Source organism: Joostella sp. (genome assembly GCF_048266025.1).
Classification (GTDB): Bacteria; Bacteroidota; Bacteroidia; order Flavobacteriales; family Flavobacteriaceae; genus Galbibacter; species Galbibacter atrarenae.
The window spans coordinates 25,704-50,968 of the sequence record NZ_JBLXAF010000011.1 but is presented as its reverse complement, the minus strand read 5'-3'; the positions used below and the strand labels follow the sequence as shown (position 1 = coordinate 50,968).

The 25,265-nt window shown below is 34.5% G+C and carries 18 protein-coding genes and 2 tRNA genes; 3 read left to right on the top strand and 17 right to left on the bottom strand.

Annotated features, from left to right (window positions below):
* Positions 1-2: 2 nt before the first annotated feature.
* The 7 genes from ACN0TY_RS15525 to porV all read right to left on the bottom strand — a co-directional run bounded on the left by ACN0TY_RS15525 (position 3) and on the right by porV (position 7,098).
* Positions 3-602, bottom strand: coding sequence for a SprT-like domain-containing protein (locus ACN0TY_RS15525; protein WP_417445200.1), 600 nt, complete (start codon positions 600-602; stop codon positions 3-5).
* A 14-nt stretch (positions 603-616) separates the two neighbouring features.
* Positions 617-1,297, bottom strand: coding sequence for an SDR family NAD(P)-dependent oxidoreductase (locus ACN0TY_RS15520; RefSeq protein ID WP_417445199.1), 681 nt, complete (start codon positions 1,295-1,297; stop codon positions 617-619).
* 44 nt (positions 1,298-1,341) lie between these two features.
* Positions 1,342-2,310, bottom strand: coding sequence for a M28 family metallopeptidase (locus ACN0TY_RS15515; RefSeq protein ID WP_417445198.1), 969 nt, complete (start codon positions 2,308-2,310; stop codon positions 1,342-1,344).
* Positions 2,311-2,491: 181 nt separating this feature from the next.
* Entirely contained in the window at positions 2,492-4,138 is a 1,647-nt protein-coding gene (locus tag ACN0TY_RS15510; protein ID WP_417445197.1) for a 2-oxo acid dehydrogenase subunit E2, read from the bottom strand.
* Between the two features lie 5 nt (positions 4,139-4,143).
* On the bottom strand, positions 4,144-5,142 hold the full coding sequence (gene pdhA, locus ACN0TY_RS15505; RefSeq protein WP_236960093.1) for a pyruvate dehydrogenase (acetyl-transferring) E1 component subunit alpha: 999 nt from the start codon (positions 5,140-5,142) through the stop codon (positions 4,144-4,146).
* Positions 5,143-5,303: 161 nt separating this feature from the next.
* The gene (gene cdd, locus ACN0TY_RS15500) at positions 5,304-5,795 is read right to left on the bottom strand and encodes a cytidine deaminase (protein WP_417445196.1); all 492 of its coding nucleotides are present in this window, start codon (positions 5,793-5,795) and stop codon (positions 5,304-5,306) included.
* Between the two features lie 136 nt (positions 5,796-5,931).
* Positions 5,932-7,098, bottom strand: a complete 1,167-nt coding sequence (porV, locus tag ACN0TY_RS15495; RefSeq protein WP_417445195.1) for a type IX secretion system outer membrane channel protein PorV — start codon at positions 7,096-7,098, stop codon at positions 5,932-5,934.
* 345 nt (positions 7,099-7,443) lie between these two features.
* On the opposite strand from porV, the gene gldJ reads away from it, so the two are divergent.
* Positions 7,444-9,087 carry a gliding motility lipoprotein GldJ gene (gldJ, locus tag ACN0TY_RS15490; RefSeq protein ID WP_236960099.1) on the top strand — a complete coding sequence of 548 codons (1,644 nt, stop codon included), beginning with the start codon at positions 7,444-7,446 and terminating at the stop codon, positions 9,085-9,087.
* Positions 9,088-9,155: 68 nt separating this feature from the next.
* The gene (locus ACN0TY_RS15485; RefSeq protein ID WP_417445194.1) at positions 9,156-10,433 is read left to right on the top strand and encodes a UDP-N-acetylmuramoyl-tripeptide--D-alanyl-D-alanine ligase; all 1,278 of its coding nucleotides are present in this window, start codon (positions 9,156-9,158) and stop codon (positions 10,431-10,433) included.
* A 76-nt stretch (positions 10,434-10,509) separates the two neighbouring features.
* Here the strand turns inward: ACN0TY_RS15485 and ACN0TY_RS15480 are convergent, their stop codons facing one another.
* The 7 genes from ACN0TY_RS15480 to ACN0TY_RS15450 all read right to left on the bottom strand — a co-directional run bounded on the left by ACN0TY_RS15480 (position 10,510) and on the right by ACN0TY_RS15450 (position 22,277).
* Positions 10,510-11,595: a DUF5007 domain-containing protein gene (locus ACN0TY_RS15480; protein ID WP_417445193.1), complete on the bottom strand. Its 1,086-nt coding sequence runs from the start codon at positions 11,593-11,595 to the stop codon at positions 10,510-10,512.
* A gap of 23 nt (positions 11,596-11,618) precedes the next feature.
* Positions 11,619-12,269 carry a fasciclin domain-containing protein gene (locus ACN0TY_RS15475; protein WP_417445192.1) on the bottom strand — a complete coding sequence of 217 codons (651 nt, stop codon included), beginning with the start codon at positions 12,267-12,269 and terminating at the stop codon, positions 11,619-11,621.
* 27 nt (positions 12,270-12,296) lie between these two features.
* The gene (locus ACN0TY_RS15470; RefSeq protein WP_417445191.1) at positions 12,297-13,829 is read right to left on the bottom strand and encodes a RagB/SusD family nutrient uptake outer membrane protein; all 1,533 of its coding nucleotides are present in this window, start codon (positions 13,827-13,829) and stop codon (positions 12,297-12,299) included.
* Between the two features lie 11 nt (positions 13,830-13,840).
* On the bottom strand, positions 13,841-17,044 hold the full coding sequence (locus ACN0TY_RS15465; protein WP_417445190.1) for a SusC/RagA family TonB-linked outer membrane protein: 3,204 nt from the start codon (positions 17,042-17,044) through the stop codon (positions 13,841-13,843).
* A 675-nt stretch (positions 17,045-17,719) separates the two neighbouring features.
* Complete coding sequence (locus ACN0TY_RS15460) at positions 17,720-18,550, bottom strand: ferritin-like domain-containing protein (RefSeq protein WP_236960103.1); 831 nt, start codon at positions 18,548-18,550, stop codon at positions 17,720-17,722.
* Between the two features lie 81 nt (positions 18,551-18,631).
* Positions 18,632-19,360 (bottom strand): ferritin-like domain-containing protein, encoded by a 729-nt coding sequence (locus ACN0TY_RS15455; protein ID WP_417445189.1) that lies wholly within the window; start codon positions 19,358-19,360, stop codon positions 18,632-18,634.
* 283 nt (positions 19,361-19,643) lie between these two features.
* On the bottom strand, positions 19,644-22,277 hold the full coding sequence (locus ACN0TY_RS15450; RefSeq protein WP_417445188.1) for an MGH1-like glycoside hydrolase domain-containing protein: 2,634 nt from the start codon (positions 22,275-22,277) through the stop codon (positions 19,644-19,646).
* Positions 22,278-22,627: 350 nt separating this feature from the next.
* Between ACN0TY_RS15450 and ACN0TY_RS15445 the strand changes: the two genes are divergently transcribed.
* On the top strand, positions 22,628-23,914 hold the full coding sequence (locus ACN0TY_RS15445) for a chloride channel protein (protein WP_417445187.1): 1,287 nt from the start codon (positions 22,628-22,630) through the stop codon (positions 23,912-23,914).
* Positions 23,915-23,975: 61 nt separating this feature from the next.
* On the opposite strand, the gene ACN0TY_RS15440 is transcribed toward ACN0TY_RS15445, so the two are convergent.
* The 3 genes from ACN0TY_RS15440 to ACN0TY_RS15430 form a co-directional block, all read right to left on the bottom strand.
* Positions 23,976-24,902: a ketopantoate reductase family protein gene (locus ACN0TY_RS15440; protein ID WP_417445186.1), complete on the bottom strand. Its 927-nt coding sequence runs from the start codon at positions 24,900-24,902 to the stop codon at positions 23,976-23,978.
* An 87-nt stretch (positions 24,903-24,989) separates the two neighbouring features.
* Positions 24,990-25,067: transfer RNA gene (locus ACN0TY_RS15435), tRNA-Val, on the bottom strand.
* A 68-nt stretch (positions 25,068-25,135) separates the two neighbouring features.
* A tRNA-Val gene (locus ACN0TY_RS15430) sits at positions 25,136-25,213 on the bottom strand.
* Positions 25,214-25,265 lie beyond the last annotated feature (52 nt).

Sequence of the window (25,265 nt, the reverse complement as noted above, 5' to 3'; positions counted from 1 at the left end):
AATCAATCATTTATTAACTCAACCTCTGCATTTGGTTGAAAAAGATACACTCTTCCTGTATTGGCTTCAATACACTCATACCTTTTTACTCTTTTATTTCCTTTCTTAAATACCTTCCCATTATGAATCCTAAAAACGCTTCCTATTGGGAGTTCAAATATATAATTTTTATCGTTTTGAGGATCAAATTCTTTTAGTGCCACAGAAAGATATGCATCGGTATCACTACTAGCTTTCGGGTTTTTAAAATGCCTTGCTAAAACAGGCAATAACGAACTAGGAAACACCTCTGGACGAATAAATGGAAGCATTAATTGCTGAAAAGTATGTTTCCATTCTACTCCGTGAGGTTTTATAGATCTACCATATTTTGTGAAAGCAATTAAATGTGCTATTTCATGCACTAATGTGATAAGGAATCTATATTTATTTAAATTCGCATTCACTGTTATTTGATGACTTCCATCTGGCATCCTCCTATAATCCCCATGCCTTGTTACCCGCTCATTTACTATCTTTAAATGAACATGATTTAACTTTATCATCTCAAGACAAGGTGCTACAGCATTTTCTGGTATATATTTGGAAAGAACCTCTCGCATTTCTAGAATTATCTTTAAGGAGTACTATTACTAACTTGTAATAATTTACCGTTATAAAACTTATGTCCATTTAAAGAAAATTCTGCAATATAATCCGCCATTTCCTCTGGAGTTGTAGGAGCTTTATACCCCGGGAAAGCCTCCTCCAACATTTCCGTCTGAACAGCTCCTAAAGCCAACACATTAAATGAAGGTCCGCTTTCTTTATATTCTTCCGCTAACAACTCTGTTAAAGTTATAACAGCCCCTTTAGAGGAACTATAAGCTGATAATCCGGGGAACTTCATACTTCCTTGAACTCCACCCATACTACTCACAGTAACCACATGACCATTTTCAGACATAAAAGGAATTACAAGTTGTGTTAACCCAACAACACCAAAAACATTTACATCGTAAACATCTCTAAAGTCCTGCATTGTTATCTTACTAAAAGGCTTATTAACTATACTTCCAGCATTATTAATAAGCACATCAACCTTTTGCCACTCCTTTTCTATAAATCTCTTAACTTCCGCTAAGCTATTTTCATTACAAATATCACAATCAAAAGCAGTTACATTATCTAATTCTAATTTGTTTACTGGTCCGCAGTTACGAGAAAGTGCTAAAACTTGATGTCCCTGTTTTGCCAAAAGCTGCACCAATTCATATCCAATTCCTCTACTTGTTCCAGTAACTATTATGTGCTTCATCTCTCTTCTTATTAATATTTTTAAATAAAATAAAACTATTAGTTCTAGTTCATTTTAATTTCTTTGGTTGGAGCATTTGCCAACTTTTCTAAAACAGGAGTCATTGTATTTACAACTTCTGCAATATGATTAAAATCCATTTCACTAGCCTCATCTTTTACATGGTGATAATATGGATAGTTTTCAAAGTCGAAAGTACAAATAGTTTGCGCTGGCACTTTAAACTCATTGTAAAAAGGGTAATTATCAGATCTCTTAAAAAGGTTATATTCTCCTGCTTTTGGTAAAAAACCAACTACATTCTCTCCAGCATATCCATTCATAACTTCGGCCATATTACTTTCTTTATAACCTGTAAGATATGTTAACTCCTCTCTTTCCATAGGTACTCCTATCATCTCAAAATTCAACATTGTATAGAGATTAAAATTTTGAGCCTTTAATTTTGCAGCCAGATGCTTTGATCCTAAAAGCCCTTTCTCCTCACCAGAAAACAACACAAAAAGCAAACTTCTCTTATTTGTTTTATGAGTTCCAAAATATTTAGCGAACTCTATGACAGCACTTGTTCCAGAAGCATTATCATTAGCTCCATTTGCAATAGTATCATCTCCATCTGCTTTTCCATTACCTATATGATCATAATGTGCCCCAATAACTACAAATTCATCTTTCAATGCAGCATCATTTCCTTCAACCATCCCAACAACATTATAAGTTGGCTCATCGTAATTTGTTAATGTATCATGGTAGCTTTCAAAATAAGGTTTAACCCCGTTATTCTTAAAAATCGTTTCTATATATGCAGCCGCAGTATTAATCCCCTCTGTTCCAGCTTCTCTTCCATTTAATTTATCTGAAGCTAAAAAAGTTAAATTCTTCTCTACGGAAGAAGCACTTGTAATATTTTTTACTGCTGAATTTACTACTGTTGAAGTAGATTCGGAAACTGGGGCTGTAGTAGATTTACAAGAAAGAGCTAATACAGATAAGGCTAAAATATATTTTTTCATATGATTAATTTTCAAAAAGTGAATGAAGCTCATAAGGAGAGTTTCACATATTGGATAGATAAAAATTGATTAAACGATTACTAATAAACACCTCTAAGGATCTCTCGGAAGTAGTTTGTTTTAAATATACCAAAAATCCCGCATATAGCGGGATTTTGATACAATATAACAATAGATTTTCCTACGCTAACATAGTCACAGGATTCTCTAAAAACGCTTTTAATGTTTGTAAAAACTGAGCTCCAGTTGCACCATCCACAGTTCTGTGATCACAAGCTAAAGTCAACTTCATTGTATTCCCTACAACGATCTCACCATTCTTAACAACTGGCTTCTGTGTAATTGCTCCCACAGATAAAATTGCTGAGTTTGGTTGGTTTATGATAGAAGTAAAAGATTCTATCCCATAATTACCAAGATTAGAAACTGTAAAAGTACTACCCTCCATTTCTTTAGGCGTAATTTTCTTACTTCTAGCTTTACCAGCTAAATCTCTAACCTGAGCACCAATTTGAGTCATACTCATTTGGTCTGTAAATTTCAATACAGGAACTAAAAGACCTTCATCGATAGCCACAGCAACCCCTACATGAACATGGTGGTTGTATACAGTAGCATCATCTTTCCATGAAGTATTTACTTGAGGATGCTTTTTCAACGCCATCGCACAAGCTTTTACAATCATATCATTATAAGATATTTTAGTATCTGGTAATGCGTTTATATGACCTCTAGAAGCAATTGCATTATCCATATCTATCTCTACATTTAAATAATAATGTGGAGCTGAGAATTTAGATTCTGATAATCTTCTAGCAATAGTTTTACGCATTTGAGAATTTTTCTTCTCTTCGCTACTCTCTTCTCCAGCAGCTACAAATGGCATTGCTGTATTTTGAGGAGCATCTTGAGCAGGAGCTGCCGCTGAAGCTTTAGCTTCTGCTGGCTGCTGCTTATAATTCTCTATATCTTTCTTAACAATTCTACCATTCTCTCCTGATCCAGTTACGTTAGCTAATTCGATCCCCTTATCCTCAGCCATTTTCTTAGCCAATGGAGATGCAAAAATTCTTCCGTCTGTAGCAGTTTTATTGGTAGCTTCTTTCTTTTCTTCTGGTTTAGCTGTTTCCTTTTCAGTAGCTTTCTCTTCAGAAGCTTCTTTTTTAGCAGGAGCAGTCCCACCACCTTTAGAGGCAGCTAATACAGCATCAACATCCGTTCCTTCAGGACCGATAATTGCTAATATATCATCAACAGGAGCAGAAGAACCTTCTTCAAGTCCTATGTAAAGTAATTTCCCTCTGTAGAAAGACTCGAATTCCATTGTCGCCTTATCTGTTTCGATTTCAGCTAAAATCTCACCTTCTTCTACATCATCACCTACACTTTTAAGCCAAGAAGCAACAGTACCTTCTTCCATAGTATCACTAAGGCGTGGCATTGTTACTACCTCAACTCCTTCTGGAATCTCAGCAGCTTCAGTCTCACCTTCTTCTACTTTCTCTTCTTTTTTAGGCGCCTCTTTAGCGTCCTCTTTTTTAGAATCTGCAGAAGCACTAGCTCCATCTATAAGTCCAGAAATATCTTCGCCTTCTTCTCCAATAATCGCTAATAGCGAATCTACTGGGGCTCCATCGCCTTCTTCTATCCCAATATAAAGTAAAGTCCCTTCTTGAAAAGACTCAAACTCCATTGTTGCTTTATCAGTTTCGATTTCAGCTAAAATATCGCCTTCTTCTATTTTGTCTCCTACTTTCTTTAACCACTTTGCAACGACTCCTTCTTCCATGGTGTCGCTCAAACGCGGCATGTTAATGATTTCTGCCATTATCTTTAAAGTTTATGCTGTAAAAATGGGTAATCTTCTTGATCGTAAACTACGTCGTACATAACATTCTTGTCAGGGAAATCTGATTCTTCAGCGAATTTCTCACATTCCTTAACTAGATCTTTAACTCGCTTATCGATTTTACTAATATCGTCCTCTTTCGCGTATTTCTTATCTAAAATAATACTTTTCACCTGAGAAATAGGATCTATTTTTTTGTACTCTTCTACTTCATCTTTTGTTCTGTAGTGTTGAGCATCAGACATAGAGTGACCTCTATATCTATATGTTTTCATTTCTAAGAAAGTTGGACCTCCACCAGAACGAGCTCTTTCTACTGCTTCACTTACAGCTTCTGCTACTTTAACTGGATTCATTCCGTCTACAGGACCACAAGGCATATCAAAACCAAGTCCTAATTTCCAAATTTCTTGTTCTTTAGATGTTCTTGCTACTGAAGTTCCCATTGCATATCCGTTATTCTCACAGATAAAAACTACAGGTAAGTTCCATAACATTGCAAGGTTAAAAGTTTCGTGTAAAGATCCTTGACGAACTGCTCCATCTCCCATATAACACAAAGTAACACCATCTCTTTTGAAGAATTTATCTGCAAATGCAAGTCCAGCTCCTAGAGGAATCTGACCTCCAACAATACCGTGACCTCCATAAAAATTATGCTCTTTTGAAAAGATATGCATAGAACCTCCTAAACCTTGAGACGTTCCTGTTGCTTTACCATATAGCTCTGCCATTACTTTTCTAGGATCTACTCCCATTCCGATTGGCTGAACGTGATTACGGTATGCAGTAATCAGTTTATCCTTTTTAGGATCTATTGCATGTAAAGTACCTGCTAAAACAGCTTCCTGTCCGTTATAAAGGTGAAGAAAACCTCTTACCTTTTGCTGGATATAAACAGCTGCCAGCTTATCTTCAAACTTTCTCCAAAATAGCATGTCTTCATACCATTTCAAGTAAACTTCTTTTGTAACTTTTTTCATCTATATTTTTCTTTTTGCCAAAAAATTCGAATGTCCACACTTAACAAGTTTAACACAAATACAAACCTGACTACTAAGTAATGTTTTTTCTAACGAAATACAAAAGTAGCGTTTTAAGTAAAAGTGTAAAAATGAAAAAGTGCTTTTATATAAGATTTTTGTTAAATATTATTCAAAGTAGCTTTTCCAAAGGTAAGAGGCAACAAATCCTTTACAGAATCTGCCTTTACAACTTTCCCTGTTTCTCCCATAAAATAGATTTCTATAGGACGTTGCAAATTCTCTTCATATTCAAACATAGACTGCCTACAAGCGCCACAAGGCGGGATAGGAGTAATAACATTAAATATGTCTGAAGAAGCAGAAATCGCCATCATTTTAATGGGTTCTTTTGGATATAAAGCTCCAGCCTGATAAATTGCCACACGCTCTGCGCATAATCCTGAAGGGTAAACAGCATTTTCTTGATTATTCCCAACAACAATTTTTTCATTTTCCAACTGAAGTGCTGCTCCCACTCTAAATTTTGAATAAGGGGCATATGCATTTTTTCTAGCACCAATAGCTTTCATCATCAATTCTTTTACTTCCAACGGAAGCTCTTCAATAGTATCATAAACCGAAAGCGTGGTGGTTATTTCAATTTTCTTCATATAATATTCTACACATTTAGTAATGTATATGCAAAATACAATAATTATATGAATATCTAATGAGCATTAAATCCTTCAGAAGAAACAATAGAAGACAGCTCAAAAACAGTTACTAAAACCAAATAAATCCGTAAACTTAATTTACATATTCATCTCCCAAATTAAAAGTTAGCGAGAATCGCAAAGTATTTTCTAATGGATTCTTAACTTTAGATGTAGAGAATAAATATGAGAAATCTATGGTGGTTGATTTAAAACTAAATCCTGCTCCAAGAGTAAAAAACTTACGAGAACCTTTTTCTTCACTTTCATGGAAATAACCTGTTCGCAGAGCAAAAGAGTCATTATATACATACTCTGCTCCCAAAGCCCAAGTTATCTCTTTAAGCTCTTCACTTAATCCATCTGGTGCATCAGCAAAAGAAGTAAACATTCCTGTAAAAAAACTTTCTGTATAAAAATCATCTTGAGTATCAATAACGCCATCTCCATTAGAATCACTAGGAGTAGGAACTAATAGTTTATTAAACTCTGCATTTAAGGAAAGTTTGTTCAAGGCATCAAAAATAAAATCAAATCCTCCTCCAACTTTAAGGTTTGTTGGCAGTGGACTTTCTCTTCCTTCTTCGTCATACTTAATTTTAGGTCCAATATTAGAAATATTAAATCCAGCTTTCCATACACCATTAAAATTATTATAAACAAGCTCTTTAGAAGTATAAAAACCTGCCACATCTACGGCAAAAGAACTTGCAGCAGAAGCATCTATACTCTCACTAGGGATTTTTAAATCTGACCTTAAATACCTTCCTGCGACGGCCATTGAGAAAGTTTCGCTTAATTTCAATGAATAAGAAGCATCAATAGCCAATTCATTAGGGCGTTCTATTATAGGTGCTAAACCTTGAAGCGCTTCATTCTCTGTAATTGTTTCTATATCTCCTAAACTAAAATAACGAATACTTGTTGCCCAAGCACTTCTTTCATTAATCCGACTATAAAAAGTTGCATTTATCAAAGCTATATCATTAACTAACTGACTTAAATATGGCGTGTAGCTGATTCCAACTCCATATTGTCTACTAGCAAAAGCATATTTAGCGGGATTCCATTGTTGAGAAAATACATCTGTAGAAGTAGTAGCCCCAAGTTCTCCCATTCCTCCTCCTCGCGCATCCGAAGCTATTGATAGAAAAGGGACAGCAGTAGTTATTACTCTATAATCTTCTGGTGCCGACTGCGCCACCAATGAGCCTGAAAAAAGTAGAAATAAAAAAATAGTAGGGTAAGAAAATAATTTCATTATTAGCTTGGGTTGATTTATAAACAAATATAATTTATTATTATAATTCGACAACATCTGTAAACTCTAATTGTGACAATACAGCATTAACGAATCGTTAACAAATATAGTATATAGAAGAGTTGATTTTTAATAAAAAAATAGAAAATGGTTTAAATGAAATGATTTTTTTCGCTAAGATTCGCAAAAATCCAAAGCCATAAATAATAAAATTGGCATTTAAGCGTTTTACAACAGCGCAGTAGACTTTGACAACATTATACGCACAATTTCTATGAAAAAAATTGAATTAAAATACTTAATTACTATATTGCACACTTATTTAAGACAACTCAAATCTTAACTATGAAGAAGTATCTTTTTAACCCATATGTATTATGCTTGGTAGCGTTTGCGAGTTTTACTAGCTGTAACAACTCTTCTAAAAACACTTCCAGAGCTACAGGTTGGGAAATCAACTCTAAAGAAGGTGGTTTCCAATACAATACAAATTTCAAGGAACAAGAAACGGCTCCTGGCCTTGTATTTCTAGAAGGTGGTACCTTTACTAGAGGTAAGGTACAAGATGATGTAATGCACGACTGGAACAACACACCTACACAACAACACGTTCAGTCTTTTTACATGGATGAAACAGAGGTTACAAACAAGATGTACATGGAGTACCTTGATTACCTCAAAAGTGTATATCCTCCAGACGATCCAGCTTATGCCAACATATACAAAGGCGCTCTTCCAGACACATTGGTTTGGAGAAATAGACTGGGTTACAACGAAGTAATGACCAATAACTACCTAAGACATCCTGCATACGCAGAATATCCTGTTGTTGGTGTTAACTGGGTTCAAGCTGTTCAATTTTCTGAATGGAGAACCGACCGTGTTAATGAATTACTTTTAGAACGTGAAGGGTATCTAGCCAAAAACAGCAAATACTCTGCTGTAAATGGAGAAAGCGATGGAACTTTTAGTACAGAGACCTATTTAAATAGTCCTGAAAATGTTTATGGCGGTCAAATAGATTCTTTACAAGGGAAGGTAAAAAGAGATTCTACTAATGTTTTTGCTAAAAGATCGAGCGGTGTTATTATGCCATCTTATAGATTACCTACAGAAACAGAATGGGAATATGCTGCTGCTGCTCTTGTTGGAACTAGAGAATACAACAACTACAGAGGTAGAAAAAAATATCCTTGGGAAGGTGAATACACTAGATCTGGGAAAAGAAAAAACCGTGGAGATCAACTTGCTAACTTTAAGCAAGGAAAAGGAGATTACGGTGGTATTGCAGGTTGGTCTGATGATAGCGCAGATATTACAGCTCAAGTAAAATCTTATGCTCCAAACGATTGGGGATTATATGATATGGCTGGAAATGTTGCAGAATGGGTTGCCGATGTATATAGACCGATTGTAGATGATGAAGCAAACGATTTTAACTACTACCGAGGAAATGTATACATGAAGACTTCTATTGGAGAAGACGGAAAAGTACAGATTGTTGGTAGAGACGGAATTAAATACGACACTCTAAGTAACGGTAGAATTGTTGCGCGTGATCTTCCTGGAGAAATCGCTATGGTTCCTATCGATAATAACGACACTTACCTAAGAACAAACTTTGACACTAGTGATAACAGAAATTATCGTGATGGTGATAAAGGTTCTACAAGATATTACGATATGTTTAGTGATGAGGATAGTGAGGATGATTCTAAAAGAATGTATAACGCTCCTAAAAATAAAATCGTTAGAGATTCTTTAGGAAACATTATGAAACAAATAGATGACTCCAATACAAGAACTACTCTTATTAACGACGAAGTTAGAGTTTACAAAGGAGGTTCTTGGAAAGATAGAGCTTATTGGTTAGATCCTGCACAAAGAAGATATTTACCGCAGTATATGGCTACAGATTACATCGGTTTCCGTTGCGCAATGTCTAGAGTTGGTTCTAAAGCAAAAGAAAAAAAGACACCAAGACACTAAAAAAGTCTACACAATATTTTAATAAAAAAGCTCTGAAAATTTCAGAGCTTTTTTTATACTTTTAATTTATGAAAATAGAAGCACTACACAGCATATTCCTGACTACATCTGGAGTTGTTACAGACACAAGAAAAATCGAAGACAATTCTATATTTTTCGCTTTAAAAGGCGAAAATTTTAACGGTAATTCTTTTGCTGAAGAAGCCTTAAAAAAAGGCGCATCTTATGCTGTTGTAGATAAAAAAGAATACAAAACTTCTGATGCTATAATCCTAGTCGAAAATTGCCTAAAGACACTTCAAGAACTAGCAAAGTTCCATAGGAATTATTTAAACATCCCAATAATATCACTTACTGGAAGTAATGGAAAAACAACAACTAAGGAATTAATCAATGCTGTTTTATTTAAAAAATTTAAAACAGTTGCTACAAAAGGAAACCTAAATAATCATATTGGTGTTCCGCTCACCTTATTATCTATGGATAAAACCACAGAAATAGGGGTTGTAGAAATGGGCGCCAATCATTTAAAAGAGATTGAAAACCTCTGTAAGATAGCCCTTCCAGATTATGGATACATCACAAACTTTGGGAAGGCACATTTAGAAGGATTTGGAGGAGTTCAAGGAGTGATAAAAGGAAAAAGTGAGCTTTATAATTTCTTAATCGAAAACAATAAAACTATATTTTTTAACGGAGATGATCCGATACAAGTTGAAAAGCTTGATACATACAGTAAAAAGATTGGATTTAGTGATTCTAACGATACTACTTATAAAATTTCATTAGAAAGCGCTGCCCCGTTTGTATCTGTTAACTACAAAAACCTCAGCATCAATTCTAATTTAATTGGCACATACAACTTTACCAACATTGCAATCGCTATTATTATTGGGAGTCATTTTAAAATAACCCCTGAAGCTATTAAAGAAGCTATAGAAAAATATACCCCTAGCAATAATAGATCTCAAATAATAAAAACTAAAAGCCATCAAGTCATTTTAGATGCATACAATGCAAACCCTTCGAGCATGAGGGTTGCCTTAGAAAATTTTGATCAATTAAAGGAGTATTCTAAATTAGTTATTCTAGGAGACATGTTCGAGCTTGGAGATGAAGCTGAAGAGGAGCATCAATATATAGCTGAGCTTGCAGAAAAACTAAGCTTTGATACTACTATTCTTGTTGGTGAGAATTTTTATCAAACAGAGACTAAAGCCTTAAAGTTTAAATCCTTCGAAGACCTTAAGGAGCACTTAAAAACACACAAACCTATAGGAAAACATATCTTAATAAAAGGTTCACGAGGAATGGCTTTAGAACGAATATTAGACTATTTGGCATAATTTAAAATAACAAAAGGGAGCTGTTTAATATATAATAACTCCCTTTTACAACAAAAGCAAATAATTTAAATCGTTATTATTCCTTTTTCTTGGTATAAGGTATCCTCATTCTGAGTTCCCAAGTTCCAGTATCATTTATTTTAACAGCCCAACGCATATACCCACGGTTTCTAATCTCTCCCGTATCAGAATCCGTAAATGGCGCCCAATCTATAGCCTCATGATCTCTTTCATACGCCTCTTTATCAAAAACAAAAGTATCAGGAGTAGTTATATAATACATTTGATAACTTCTGTCTCCGCCAAAAGTTCTACTATATTGTGGAAAAGGAGGAGCTGGTAAAGAAAAAATGGTTGCCTCGTCATCAGTTTTTGTATCTACTGAATTATCGTGATAGTTTTGAAAAAAGTCAGCTCCTCTTGGCGCAAAAACAACTTTAGATGGATCTATAGGGTTATCATAACTATCCGTGATCACCATTCTTGTTTGCACTCCTAAACTAGGCTCATCAGACACTTTAGTTATTGTAAAATACTGATGACTTCCATCCAAAATACTAGGTACAGCATCATCAGACTGTCCGTCAATTCTATCTTGAAAAAGATTTACAGATCTTCCGTTAGCCCTCAGTAGTTCAACTCGAGAAACCATAAGCCCCTCAAACTGCACAGGAATGAAAGGAGTTAATTTTAGTGACACAAAATTATCTAACTGCTTAGACCCTTTAACATTCGAGGCATTTACACTTATATTAAAAATGTCTCCATCAACAAACTTACTAGCTTGAGTTACCGCCAATTCTCCACTAACATCATTTATTAAAATAGGAGGATGGTTTTCCAACTTTAATTTTTCTTCTACCTGAGCAAAAGTAGTATCTGTTTCTCCATTGAAAGCTGATGTCCACACTAGTATTTCTCGCTCTTTATTAAGTTCGTCTGTTAAATTCCCATTCTCATCTGTGATACCTGTTATCTCCCAATGCAAAGGGTAAGTTGACCCATCTGAAATTGGAATTACCCCCACTGTAAAAAGTCCTTTAGGGGCTATAAGAGTATCTACGCTAGATTGTATATTATCACTAATATATCCCACTTCTGGAGGTGTACACGAAACAACGGCAATACCCAATAAAATCAAGTAATTAATTATATTTTTCATCTCTTAAGTTTCTATTTTACAGGTTAGTCATTTGATTTATAATTAAAAAGTACGTGGGTTCCCTGCAATACATGAATAATTCCGTTCGTTGATTGCAAATCTGAAGTTTTAACTATTATTTTATCATCATCCTCTATATCATCCCATACATCCCACTCTTCTTCATTTTTATATGTGAAATAAACAAAATCTGGAAGGTAGCCTAATTGATCACTATAGTCATTAGAAGGTTCTAATGAAATCCTTCTAGTCTCCCCATTTATTGAAGTATAAATCTCCCCCTGCTCTATAGGAATATTAGCACGTGTTAACTTACCTTCAAAAATGTATCCTCCAAGGTATTTGGTTAATGTATCCTTAGGAATATCATTTACGGTAAACTCTGCCTCTGAATCTTCTTGTCGTAAATCGGAAAGAAGTCTATCCACATACTTATTGATAGCTAAATTATTTGGAGCAAACAATGTAACATCTCCATTCACTACTTCCGCCATCTCTGCTTTATCGATAAGCATGGCTAAGGTATCTAATTGTGAGTGTGATCGTAAAAAATCCATTGTCTTAACCCCTAATTCAGGACTACTAACACCTCCATCATCTAAATACCCTCCATTATCATCACAGGAAACCATTAGAATTCCTAAAAGAAGAATAACACCTAATATATTTTTCATATTCTCTTAAATTTTAATTAATCTTTTTTAAATCTTTCCTTGCCAATAATCAGTTTGAACTATAGCTGAATTATTGGAAATAATTTCAATTGAAATAGGCCAGTAATAACCTTCACTACTATTTCTAGATTCATCAGCCCATGTAACACCTTCAAAATAATTCATTCTAATTCTATCATAAGCAGCTTGTCCTTCCCCCACTAACTCAATAGCTCTTTCATCGAAAATTGCTTTCATTAGCGACTCTTTATCTGTAGAACCCGTATAGTTAACTACGTTTGCCTTATTTCTAATCATATTTAAATCCGACACAGCTAAAGCTCCTTTACCCTGTTTCGCATAGGCTTCAGCTCTTAACAAATAAATATCTGCTAGACGAAAAATCAATATATTTGATTCTAAAAACTTATCATAAGTACTCTGTGAAGAAGGATCTTGAGATCCATGCGAATATTTATTTAGAAAAGAGAATTCCTCATTTTCCTCATATTCAAAAAAGAACAAATCACGACGTGCATCATTTTCCCTCTCCTCATCATTAAACATAAAGTCATTCCCATAAAAATCTGGATTCATATATGGACTTGCGCCTGTAGTTACACTTTCCCATATTGGAAAATTTAATGTTAACCCAGTAAAATATACTGCTCCACTTCGCATTATGATAGACTCATTCAAAGAAGAATCAAAGTTAATTTCAAAAAGTCCCGTCTTTGATTGTCCTATACACATAGCATCAAAACCTTCCTTCCCCTCATTTGCATAGTCTATAAGTGATGTTCCACTATTTTGAATAACAGAAGTCGCTGCATCGATAGATGCTTGAATCATTTCTGGATTATCATTATCTCTACTAGCATACCATAATGTAATATGTGTTTTTAAAGCCTCTGCACTCGCCTTATTTGCAGTAATTGCCCAACTAGCTTGCCCTGGCGAAGAATATTCTAACAAACTGATAGCTTTATTTGTTGCCTCAAGAGCGTAATCTAATACTTTAAGCTCATCCTCTCTGGGCTTAGTTACTATATACCCATCATCGTTCACTAACTGACTAGAATTCTCAATAGACTCATCTATAATTGGTACATCCCCCCATATTCTTGACATATAGAAATAACTCAATCCTCTTATAAATGCAGCTTCTCCAAGTATTCTGTTCTTTTCTGATGGACTATCAAATAAATCTACCGGCATCTCCTCTACATAGCTCTCTATAGTTACCGCCCAGTTAGCAGCTCTATACAACTGAGACCAATCTCTAGATTGCGTTCTATAATTTAACACATAATTTCCAGAATTCTCTATTGGATTAATAAACGACTGCCTACTATCCATAAACGTTAAAGCAGGGAACTCCCCCCATATTAAAAAATTAGAGTCGTAAGTAATCCCAGCTTTAAATAACCCATAAGCACCAGCTAAAGCCTGCTCTGCGTTACTTTGACTTATCCAGAAGACATCTGGATGAGTTATATTTAAAGGCTCCTGATCTAATACGTCTGAACAACTAGCAAAAAAAGCAGCGCCTATTATTAAAAACTTTTTTATTTGTTTCATTTTAATGTCTTTTAAAATTTTGTATCAATACCCAGTGAAATCGTTTTGGCTGCAGGATAACCATTTCCATAAGTATACCCCTTTGCATTAACCATTGATGCATCAACTACTGTTTTTGATTTTTGCCATTGCCATGGATTTAAAACATTTACAAAAAATCTAAGTCTAGAAAGTCCTATTTTTTTCATAAAACTCTCCTTTCCATCAAAAGTATACCCAACTGATGCATTAGTTATTTTCCAGTAATCACCATCCTCTATCCATAATGTTTGACGAGGTTTAAAGCTATAAAATGGTCTAATACTATTCGTTGAAGGATAAAAAGCTGGAAATCTCGCACCCGCAGCACCATCACCAGGCTGTTGCCAAAACGACAAATCATTCAAGTCAGCCAAACCACGAATAGCCCATCTGTCTCCTCCTCGGTCATAAGCATCCATATAACTTTGAAGTACTGAATTGTATATCTCTGAACCAAAAGAAAATTGGCTATATGCCTGAAAATACCATTTCTTATATTGCATGTTAATATTAAACGATCCTTGTACATCTGGAATAGGAGAAATATCACGTATTAATTGTTGATCATTTTGATCATCTAAAAAGTAATCTCCATTATAATCTTTCCAGATTGGTATTCCTGGTCTAAAATCTGCCCAAGCTCCTTTACCACTTAATGGATCTCCTGTATAAGGATTAACTGGCAAGTCACTAATATCATCCAAAATATACTCGTTATTAAACATAAAGTATAAATTAAGAGGCTGACCTATTACATACCCATATCGGTTGTTAGAGGACGTCCCCCCTATAAAGTCTCTATTCCCATTAGGTAGTTTAGATACATAATTCTCATTTTTACTAAACCCGAGCATTAACTCCAACTTGAGATCATTATTTCTTGGGAAAACATGATATCTAACCATAGACTCCCAACCATAATTAATTACTCCTGCTATATTAGTCGCAGCACTATTGTACCCTGAATATGCAGGGAAATCAACATTAAAGAATAATTTTTCAGTGTTTTTATGATATGCATCGAAAGTCCAACTCAACCTTCTATTAAACATTTCCAATTCAAACCCTAAGTCCCATTGCTTCGTTTCTTCCCACGAAAGCGCATCATTTGCAATAGAATTATAATTAGGAATCACTCCTGTTACACCTCCATAGCTAGACACATCCATTAAACTAGTGTTATGATTAGCAACACCTCCATAACCAAGATTATAAGCTCCATATCTTAAATAATTCTCGCGGAATTGTTTACCATTAACTCCCCAACTCGCTTTGAATTTTAAATAATCAACTACTTCCTTAATTGGCTTAAAGAATGGCTCATCAGACATAATCCAACCTACTGATAGCGACGGAAATTTAGCCCATCTAACATCTTCTCCAAAACGAGAAGAGCCATCTATACTATAATTAGCAGCTAACATATAACGATCCTTAAACTTATAACTCATCCTACCAAAAAACGATACTAAAGAATTTTCTGATAAATCTGTTGCTCCAGCTACTTGATCTTGCGTATATCTATTATTGATTACTTGTACAGCGTCACTTCCAAAGCCCACAGCACTTAATCTCATACTCTCATATTTATTATAATCGACTCTATTCCCCAGCACCCCAGTAATTACATGATTATCATTTATGTCTTTAAATAAACTTAAATAAGTCTCTGCAGTAACATTTTTTCTTGTATAGTCTGCGGCACTAGCAAATCCATCTCCGTCCTGACGGATTGTAGAAGGCTCATAAAAATTCTTTTTATTACTATCGTACACAAAGCTTAACTGAGAATTCAACTTCAATCCTTTTATCAGTTCAAATTCAGCAAAGTTTGAAATACTAGCAAGTATTGTTTCATCTGTATTGAGTTTATCATCCAACTCTCCTCTAAGCGATTGAATTCTATCTTCCGTTAAAGTAAACAATGATGATTGAAGATTAGCTGGACTTGTTGGAAGGGTAGAATTTAAATTAAATCGTCCGTGACTTGGATTTCCTTGCCCTGTCTGCTGATCAGTATAAGTAAGCCTAGTTATAATTCTATCAGAAAATCTTTTACCAGTTCCTAAACTAAGATTTGTTGAAACTGTAACCCTATCTAATCCTGTGCCAGCAACAACACCTTCTCTATTATCATAACCAAGAGACACTCTATAATTCATCTCTTTATTTCCCCCTCTAACACTAAAATTATACTTTTGAGCAACTCCAGTTTTATAAAACAAATCTTGATAATTTACATTATTATTAAAGGAAGGATTTATACTATCCGTTAACATAATTGGCAATCTATCTGATTGTAATTCGTTTGGCTGCCACCATCTTTCTACTAAATCAATTTTTTCTCTTCGCTCAGAAGCTCCTACATACATACCTACCAAATCTGGTTTTGGTTGCAACCCTAAACTCGTAGAAAATGAAAATTCAGGTTTAGCCAAATTCCCACCAGACTTTGTTTCTATAATAATTACCCCATTAGCCCCTCTTGAACCGTATATTGCAGCCGCAGAAGCATCCTTCAATATATCTATGCTTTTTATATCATCAGGATTTAATGAAGCCAAAAAGTCTATATTGGAAACTCCATACCCTGCCAAGTCATCCAAACTTGTTTGGACTCCATCGATAACATACAAAGGCGTACTAAATGCTAAATCAGCATCAATATCACTACCCACACTAGTATTCCCTCTAATAACCAACGCACCACGACCTCCAGGAGCTCCCGATAAATTAACATTCTGTATTCCTGAAGCTTGCGTCGCAATCAATCCTGAAACATTTAACACAGGAATACTCTCTATAGCTTCACTATTTATACTAGATATAGAACTAGTTACATCCCTTTTATGCACTTTCTCATAACCTATCAAAACAACATCATCTAACATAGTCACATCTTCAACGAGACCAATATCAAGTGTTTTATTCTGACCAACAGGGACACTCTTTGTTTCAAAGCCCAAAAGAGACACAACTAAAACAGAGTTCTGATCTTTAACTTGAATAGAGAATTTACCATCAAAATCTGAATCTACCCCTATCCGTGTTCCTTTTAGCACAACACTAACACCAGGAAGCGAAACCCCAGTCTTAGCATCTGTAATTGTTCCTGTAACAGTATATGTTGCATTTTGAGCATTAACACATACCGCATACAATAAGAACAAGTAGACAAGTAATTTTTCTTTCATAATTCTTAATTAGTTTGATTAAAATAACAGTTTAAAACTTTCAAAAAAGTAAAATATCACAGTAAAATGAAATAAAATTTATTTCTATTCAACTTAGAATTAAAAAATAAATGTATAGAATATTTTTATTAAATATAATAAAATTTAGAAAATAAAAGCTATTATATATAATAAAAGTTATTTTTATCACTAAAAATTAATGAAATACACAGAAAACTAACACTTATGAAAAAATAAAAAAAGAAATGATATGAAGATTTTAAGCAAAAAAAGAGAATTCGTAAATAAACCACAAAAAAACACCCTAGATCATAACATCTTCAAATTTTTACCAACTCAAAAAAATCTTTTTAATTATTCTAGTAAATGTATTTAAACTTGGAAATGAAGCTGAAGAAGAACATCAATATATAGCTGAGCTTGCAGAGAAACTAAGCTTTGATACTACTATTCTTGTTGGAGAGAATTTTTATCAAACAGAAACCAAAGCCTTAAAATTTAGATCCTTCGAAGACCTTAAGGAGCACATAAAAACTCACAAACCTTCAGAAAAACATCTCTTAATAAAAGGTTCACGAGGAATGGCTTTAGAAAGAATATTAGACTATTTGGCATAAAAAAAGGTCGTTTAAGGAATTGCACTCCCTAAACGACCTAAACAACCAACTTAAAAAATTATTCTTCTACTATAAATAAGCTAGCGATAGACACTGCATCATCTCCAGATAATGCTTCGTCGTATGCTTCTGTTGAAGCATCCATACCAAAAGCAGCTCCTGTTCCTAATGTAGTAACATCCAGTCCACCTTGCATTACATTATCCTCTCCATTATAAACTGCTTGTGTAGCCTCTGGCATTCCTGCACCTCTTTCATTTCCAGTAATCCATCCTTTTAAGCCTCTTAACCTTCTAATTTCTGAAGCATGCCTAGCTTCGACAGAATGAATCTGTAAGGCTGCAGTTAAAAACGGGGAACCTAATAAATTTCCTGCTTGCCCTTTGTAAGCTCTCACCCCTGTATCTTCAAAAGCTTGCGCTAATGCCAATAACTGTGCGTAAGCTGTTTCTTGCCCTACTCCATTATCATTAAAAGGATCGAAAGCGCCGCCTACAGTAAAATCAAACGTTGGTTTTGATACTGGAGTAACTCCTGCTCCTTCTAATCCTGCTATTAAGAAATCTACGTGTGCTTGTTCATGTTTAGAAATCTGCATATAAACTGTTTCTGGTCTACCTGAAGGCAATACTCCAGATTGTAATGCTAGATCGTAGAATTCATCTTCTAAATATTCTAAGGTTAATGCCAATTGTAAAGCTCCAACTGGATCTGTATCCATAGATTGTGCGTAAGTCTTTTTAGGCATTGCTGCCAATCCAAAAGGCACAGCTGCTATAGCTGCTTTTTTTCCTAAATTACCTAATGTTCCAAATATATCTCGTCTTGATGATGTTCCTTCTAAAATATTACTAGTAGTAAAATCATCTAAAAAATTTATAATATTCATAGTTTTCAATTTTAAAGTTAAGTCAGCTTTTTACTGCTGAAAATAAATTATGTTATTTATCAATGTGTGAAGTCCTTATAATTAAGGTAAGTTATTAGCTGTAAATTCAGTTTTAATAAACCCAGTTTCACCTACCGCTGCCAAAATCTCTGATGGGCTTAGTGCAGCGTCCAATCCTGTACCTACAGTTACAACATCATCTCCTGCAAAATCCGCAGAACCAGGATTAATCAAAGTTCTTATCGCTGATGCATGTCTAGCTTCAACGGAAACAATTTTTCCTGCTATTAATAAATAATCTGGATTAGAAATTAAACTTCCAGCACCATTATAAGCTGCAACTCCAGTATCTTCCAACACCTTTGCAGTTCCTAAAACTTGATCTCTGTTATTAAAATCTAAACCTCCATAATCAAACTCTAAAGTTGGTAGTATAAGTTCTGTATTTCCATCTACAGCAGCAGAAATTGCAGCTTGGAAAAAATCTCTATGATTTACCTCATGGTAATATAAATCTGTAAGCACTTGTCTCTCTTCGTCAGAAATATTAGCATAAAAAGAATTAACAACCTTGGTATAAAAATCTGCTTCTAGTTGCTCTAATGCATAAGCATAATTTAAAACTCCAAGATCACCTTCTCCAAGATCGAATATACCATCGGTTGGCGGCATCATCATATCTTGATCGTCATCGTTATTACAAGCTAATAATAACCCTGTACCCGCGACAGCCAATCCACTCAATTTTAAAAATTGTCTTCTTTTATTAAAGCTCTTTGGCTGATGAACTTTTATTATCTCTTTTTTCATAATTGATGTTTTAATGATTAATCTTCACCTATACTAACGAAGAAAAAAGGAGAGCGGTTTTCTTAAAGCTGTGTTAAATTCATTTTATATGATATTCATATGATGATTTGCAACCCAAAAAACCTGTAAAATCCTATAAAACATAGGATTATAAGAAAAATGTTTTTTGAAAATAAAAAATCCACGCTTAAGAAAAAGATTCCCAAGCATGGATTTATAGTCACTTTATTTTATAAATAATCAATCGTTATTTCAGCAAAACTAAAGTCATAAAACCGACTAACTAAGATATATCATCTATTAAATTTGCCACTAAACTTGTCCAACCCGTCTGATGAGAAGCACCCAAACCACGTCCGTTATCTCCATCAAAATACTCATAGAACAAAATCAATTCATCAAATAAAGGATCCTTATATTTCGCCGGATGATTTGCATTTATTGGTCGGTTTCCATTTTTATCCTTTTCAAACATTTTAATTAAACGCTCACTGAGGTCATTGGTGATATGAGAAAGCTCTTTTTTAATCCCACTCCCACTAGGAAACTCAAAGCTTAAAGCCCCCATATTATGACTTTCATACTCTTTTAAAGCTTGTATGAATAAAAAATTAATTGGCATCCAAATTGGACCTCTCCAATTAGAATTCCCTCCAAAGAGATGAACTGTAGATTCTGCTGGCTCATAATTAATGCTATAATCTATATTTTCAATACGAATATGATAAGGCTCTTCATGTGCTTTGGATAGCGATCTAATTCCATAATCGCTTAAAAATTCTTTCTCATCTAAAAAACTTTTCATTAACACCAATAAACGATCTTGTGGGACTAACGATAATAACAAATCCTCTCCATCTACAAAAGACTGGATTACTGGATATTTAAATGTCTCCTTCCTATATTCTTTAAACCAATTAACACTACGTTCAAATTTTGGAAGCTTACTCAACACCTCCTTTTTAATATTTAACACCGCAGTCATCGATAACAATCCTGCTATAGAACGCACTTTTATGGGCGTAGATTCTCCAGAAGGAAGCGTTAATTTATCATAGAAAAACCCTTCTTCCTCATCCCAAGTTCCTTTAGAATCAATATTAATTTTATTTAAAGCCTCAGCAATGAAAATAAAATGTCCAAAATATTTTACTGCCATATCCTCAAAAGCATCATCCTGTAAAGAAACTTCAAGACTCATCTCAAGCATACTCAAACAATATAGCGCCATCCATGAAGTACCATCAACCTGTTCTAATTTCCCATTCCCTGGAACGCCATAACTTCTATCAAAAACACCTATATTATCTAAGCCTAAAAATCCACCTTCAAAAATATTATTGTTATTGCTATCCAATCTATTAACCCACCACGTAAAATTTAAAGCGAGCTTATTTAACATCTGCTTTAAAAATTTTATATCTCCAGCACCATTTTCTTTCTTATCCAATTTATAAACTTGCATTGCCGCCCAAGCTTGGACTGGAGGATTAACATCACTAAAAGACCACTCGTATGCTGGAATCTGACCGTTTGGCGCCATATACCATTCTTTAGTAAAAAGTATAAGCTGATTTTTAGCAAATTCTGGATCCACCTTTGCAAAAGACACACAATGAAAAGCAGAGTCCCAAGATGCATACCAAGGATATTCCCATTTATCTGGCATCGACATTATATCGTGATTACGTAAAGTTTTCCAATTATTATTTCTCCCTGAAAGTCGTTCAACAGGCGGAATAGAGACTTCTGAATCTCCTTTAAGCCAAGTTTCTACCTCATAATTATAATACTGTTTTGTCCATAACAACCCAGAATATGCTTGTCGCTGAATAGATTTACGCTCTGGTGTGCTCCCTTTGGTTACCGAATCATAAAAATGATCACACTCTGCTATTCTTTTATCAAAAACAACATTAAACTGCTCTCCAAATGGATCTTGCAATCGATCTTTACTGAGTCTTAATTTTATAGTCCTCGTTTCTCCTCCTTGAAAGCTTAATTTATAAACAGGAGCAAATTTAGTACCCTCACTTTTTGCAGTTACTAATGAAAGATCACCGTTAATTAAAGAGGTATGAAAGAGGTCTTTTTTATAAGGATGATTGTTTTTTTTATTATAAAGCACCTCATCGTTGGTTTCATTTTCCGTAAAAAATAATAGATCAGCCTCTTCAAAATACAAATTATATTTACCCACATAAATATGATCTATGGACACAAAATCCCCACTTTGACTATGCTCTTTTTTTATGGAAGGTTTCTCTTCCATATCTACAAAACTCCAAAAATTACGAATCCAAAGCGTAGGTAACAAATGTACTGACGCTTCTTTATCAGCTACATTCTGTACCGTAATTTTAATAAGCATATCTTCATTATCTGCCTTTGCGTACTCTGTAGTAACATCAAAATATTCGTTGTTTTTAAAAGCATCAGAATCTAATATTTTATATTCGAGTTCGTGCAGTCCTCGTTTCCTATTTTCTTCTACAATCTTTTTATAGGGAAATTCATTCTGTGGATATTTATAAAGATGTTTCATATAAGAATGAGAAGGTGTATTTTCCAAATAATAATACAGCTCCTTTACATCTTCACCATGATTCCCTTCAGGACCTGTTAATCCAAAAAGTCTTTCTTTTAAGATGGAATCTTTTCCATTCCATAGAGAAATTCCAAAACATATATTACAATAACGGTCGCTAATTCCTGCTATTCCATCTTCCCCCCAGCGGTACGTCCTACTTCGAGCATTATCGTGTGTAAAATAACCCCATGCATCACCATTAGCACTATAATCTTCACGAACTGTCCCCCATTGCCTCTCACTTAAGTAAGGCCCCCACTTAAGCCAATCTTTCTTCTCCGAATAATTTTCTTGTAATCGCTCGTGTTCTTTAGTATTAATCTTCATATGCTAAAAAATTTCTATTATAATTTAATGCTTTTATAGCTACTGAAAAAGTTCCTTGACCTACAGACTCATAAAGCACTAAACTTCAAGTAAATAAAATTATTGAATATAAAGCACACTATGCAAATTTTGGATTGTTTTATCATGGAGCACTCTTGATTTTTGATGATTTTTCAAAAAGAAGCTATTAATTAATTCAAATTAGAGGTTAAATCAAAAAAATAAGAGAGTTAAACAACAACAATGTATTATAAAAGCAAAAGGCAGTAATTATGATTTTATGAGATCTACAGCTTTATTTTTTATAATTTTGCATCCTTAAATTTAGTTGAAGAGAGGAAGTTAACTCCATGAAAAAAGAAACCATTAAAAAAAGTTACTACGGATTAATTACAGGATCAATTATTGTCGGACTCCTTGCTACAGCTTTAGGTTATACTCTGAAATTAATTACCGAGCTTTTTGAAGAACATCTTTTTGAAGGTATCAAGAAACTACCCATACTTTATATTATAGTGCCTTCAATTGGAATTACACTCATCTATTTTACTCGAAAATATCTTTTCAGAGGAAAGAAAAATAAAGGCATTGCTGAAATCTTTCACACTTTAGACCACAGAAGGGACGAACTCCCTTTTTACAAAGTTCCGTCCCATTATATTAACGGATTTCTCACTGTTATTTTTGGCGGCTCTACAGGAATTGAAGTATCTACAGTAGTAGCTACGGCTGCTATAGGAGCTTCTATCCACAGAAAGGATGGCGTTGCAAACATCTATAAAACGGAACTAATTTGTGCAGGAGTAGCTGCTGGTATAACCGTTTTGTTTGGAAGCCCTATTGCTGGAATCCTTTTTTCTATTGAAGTAATCTCAAGAAAAGTAACCAAAACTATTCTTTTAAGTTGTAGCATTACTGCTTTATTAGCTTGGACTTTTGTGCATTTTTTTGATAAAGGACCTCTTTTTAACTTAGAAGTTTCTTTTTGGAATACAAGCGCTATTCCTTTTATGATTATACTGAGTATTCTTGCTGGATTAATGGCTGTTTACTTCACTAAAAGCGTCATTTTTATAAAAGAAAAATTCTCTAAAATTGAAAATAATTTTATCCGTGTGAATCTTGGTGCACTGCTCGTTGGGATTTCTATTTTCTTCTTCCCAGCATTATATGGAGACAGTTATCACGGGGTAATAGAACTATTAGCCCCCGACCATTATATTCAGTTTTCATTAGGATTTATTGCGACATTATTTTGTATTATCATCCTCAAACCATTGGCGGCGTCTTTAACTTTAGGCGCAGGTGGTGATGGCGGAGTTTTTGCCCCTAGCATTGTTACAGGTGCTGTTCTTGGTATTTTTGTTGCTACCTTTTGTAATCATTATCTGCATACCGATTTAATCGTATTGAATTTTGCTTTAATCGGTGCTGGAGCTATGCTAAGTGCTGCAATCCACGCTCCTTTAACCTCGTTATTCTTAACATGTGCTATTGTAGGTGGAGGCTTTCAACTATTCATTCCTATATTGATTGGTGTGTTTATCGCTAAATATGTTGCTAAATATTTATGTAATTACACCGTATATACTTATCAACGAAAAAAAAGCAAGCTATCTATTCAATTAAAACGTTAATTATTACTCTATTTTCAATAGAGAGAAAACAACTACCGATACTGTTTCTTACCTAAAACTATCATTTACTTCTGGATTTTGTTTCCATAGGCTTCAAACATTCATAAATAAATTCATTTACTGGTGTAGCCACGTTTAAACGAGCTCCTTCTTTAACTATATACCCATTAAAATTTTCAAGCTCTGAAGGTTTTCCTTCCATAATATCACGTTGTGTAGAGGCTGTACTTTGTGGATCTAGTTTATCTATTGTTTTAAATACATTTTCTACATCTTTAACTGTCAAATTCATTTGTTTTGCTTGTGCTACATGCAAAATCTCATTCGCAATCTCTTCCATTTTCTTATACAAATACGGACTTGATCTAATTACTCCAATAGGCACGCGAGTAAGTCCCCCAATGGCACTTATGGTAGCTATAAACATAAATTTTTTCCAAATTTCACGATGAATGTCATCAGCAATAAAACTTACAATTCCAGCTTCATTAAAAACTGCATTTATAGCACTTACTCTATCTGACTTCTCATTATCAATCTCTCCAAAAGTTAAGGTTGGATGAATCGCAAAATGACAAATTACCCCCGGAGATTCTATATAACTTATTAGATTACAAAGACCCGCTAATACTTGCTCCTCAGACAAACATTTTAAAAGCTTACCGTGGTTATCGGCTCCATTCTGCAGGGGCAAGACTGCTGTGGTTTCTTTTAAAAAAGGTTTGATTGCTAAAGCAGCTTCTTCTAACTGCCAACTTTTTACTCCCAGCAAAACTAAATCTGGCGTAGGAATATCTTCCAAACTATTTGTTGCAATATCTGGATATACTTTAAAATCTCCTTCAAAACTTTTTACTTGAAGTCCATTCTCTTGGATTGCCTTTAGGTGTGAACCTCTACCATAGAAACTAACGTGGTGATCTGTTGTTGCCAGTTTTCCTCCAAAATAACCTCCAACACCACCAATTCCGTAAATTAAAATATTCATGATTAAGATTTAATGACATAAAATTACGAAAAGAGAATCTAGAAGAAAACAAAAAAGCCACTCAGTTTCCTGAATGGCTTGTTATAGTGGTGGGCGATACTGGATTCGAACCAGTGACCCCCTGCTTGTAAGGCAGGTGCTCTGAACCAACTGAGCTAATCGCCCTCTAAAGGGAAATCAAGTAAATGAAAGCTTGTTATAAAAAAAGACTCCCGTCAAGGAAGTCTCAAAATTGGTGGGCGATACTGGATTCGAACCAGTGACCCCCTGCTTGTAAGGCAGGTGCTCTGAACCAACTGAGCTAATCGCCCTTCATTTGCTTGATTGCGGTTGCAAATATAGAACAGTTTTTCATTTCAACAA

Bases quoted from the DNA above. Each gene is read 5' to 3' on its own strand.
- ACN0TY_RS15440 (WP_417445186.1), bottom strand. From the start codon at position 24,902: ATGAATATTTTAATTTACGGAATTGGTGGTGTTGGAGGTTATTTTGGA.
- porV (WP_417445195.1), bottom strand. From the start codon at position 7,098: ATGAAATTATTTTCTTACCCTACTATTTTTTTATTTCTACTTTTTTCA.
- ACN0TY_RS15460 (WP_236960103.1), bottom strand. From the start codon at position 18,550: ATGAATATTATAAATTTTTTAGATGATTTTACTACTAGTAATATTTTA.
- ACN0TY_RS15485 (WP_417445194.1), top strand. From the start codon at position 9,156: ATGAAAATAGAAGCACTACACAGCATATTCCTGACTACATCTGGAGTT.
- pdhA (WP_236960093.1), bottom strand. From the start codon at position 5,142: ATGAAAAAAGTTACAAAAGAAGTTTACTTGAAATGGTATGAAGACATG.
- ACN0TY_RS15465 (WP_417445190.1), bottom strand. From the start codon at position 17,044: ATGAAAGAAAAATTACTTGTCTACTTGTTCTTATTGTATGCGGTATGT.
- cdd (WP_417445196.1), bottom strand. From the start codon at position 5,795: ATGAAGAAAATTGAAATAACCACCACGCTTTCGGTTTATGATACTATT.
- ACN0TY_RS15515 (WP_417445198.1), bottom strand. From the start codon at position 2,310: ATGAAAAAATATATTTTAGCCTTATCTGTATTAGCTCTTTCTTGTAAA.
- gldJ (WP_236960099.1), top strand. From the start codon at position 7,444: ATGAAGAAGTATCTTTTTAACCCATATGTATTATGCTTGGTAGCGTTT.
- ACN0TY_RS15475 (WP_417445192.1), bottom strand. From the start codon at position 12,269: ATGAAAAATATATTAGGTGTTATTCTTCTTTTAGGAATTCTAATGGTT.
- ACN0TY_RS15480 (WP_417445193.1), bottom strand. From the start codon at position 11,595: ATGAAAAATATAATTAATTACTTGATTTTATTGGGTATTGCCGTTGTT.
- ACN0TY_RS15520 (WP_417445199.1), bottom strand. From the start codon at position 1,297: ATGAAGCACATAATAGTTACTGGAACAAGTAGAGGAATTGGATATGAA.
- ACN0TY_RS15445 (WP_417445187.1), top strand. From the start codon at position 22,628: ATGAAAAAAGAAACCATTAAAAAAAGTTACTACGGATTAATTACAGGA.
- ACN0TY_RS15455 (WP_417445189.1), bottom strand. From the start codon at position 19,360: ATGAAAAAAGAGATAATAAAAGTTCATCAGCCAAAGAGCTTTAATAAA.
- ACN0TY_RS15510 (WP_417445197.1), bottom strand. From the start codon at position 4,138: ATGGCAGAAATCATTAACATGCCGCGTTTGAGCGACACCATGGAAGAA.
- ACN0TY_RS15525 (WP_417445200.1), bottom strand. From the start codon at position 602: ATGCGAGAGGTTCTTTCCAAATATATACCAGAAAATGCTGTAGCACCT.
- ACN0TY_RS15450 (WP_417445188.1), bottom strand. From the start codon at position 22,277: ATGAAGATTAATACTAAAGAACACGAGCGATTACAAGAAAATTATTCG.
- ACN0TY_RS15470 (WP_417445191.1), bottom strand. From the start codon at position 13,829: ATGAAACAAATAAAAAAGTTTTTAATAATAGGCGCTGCTTTTTTTGCT.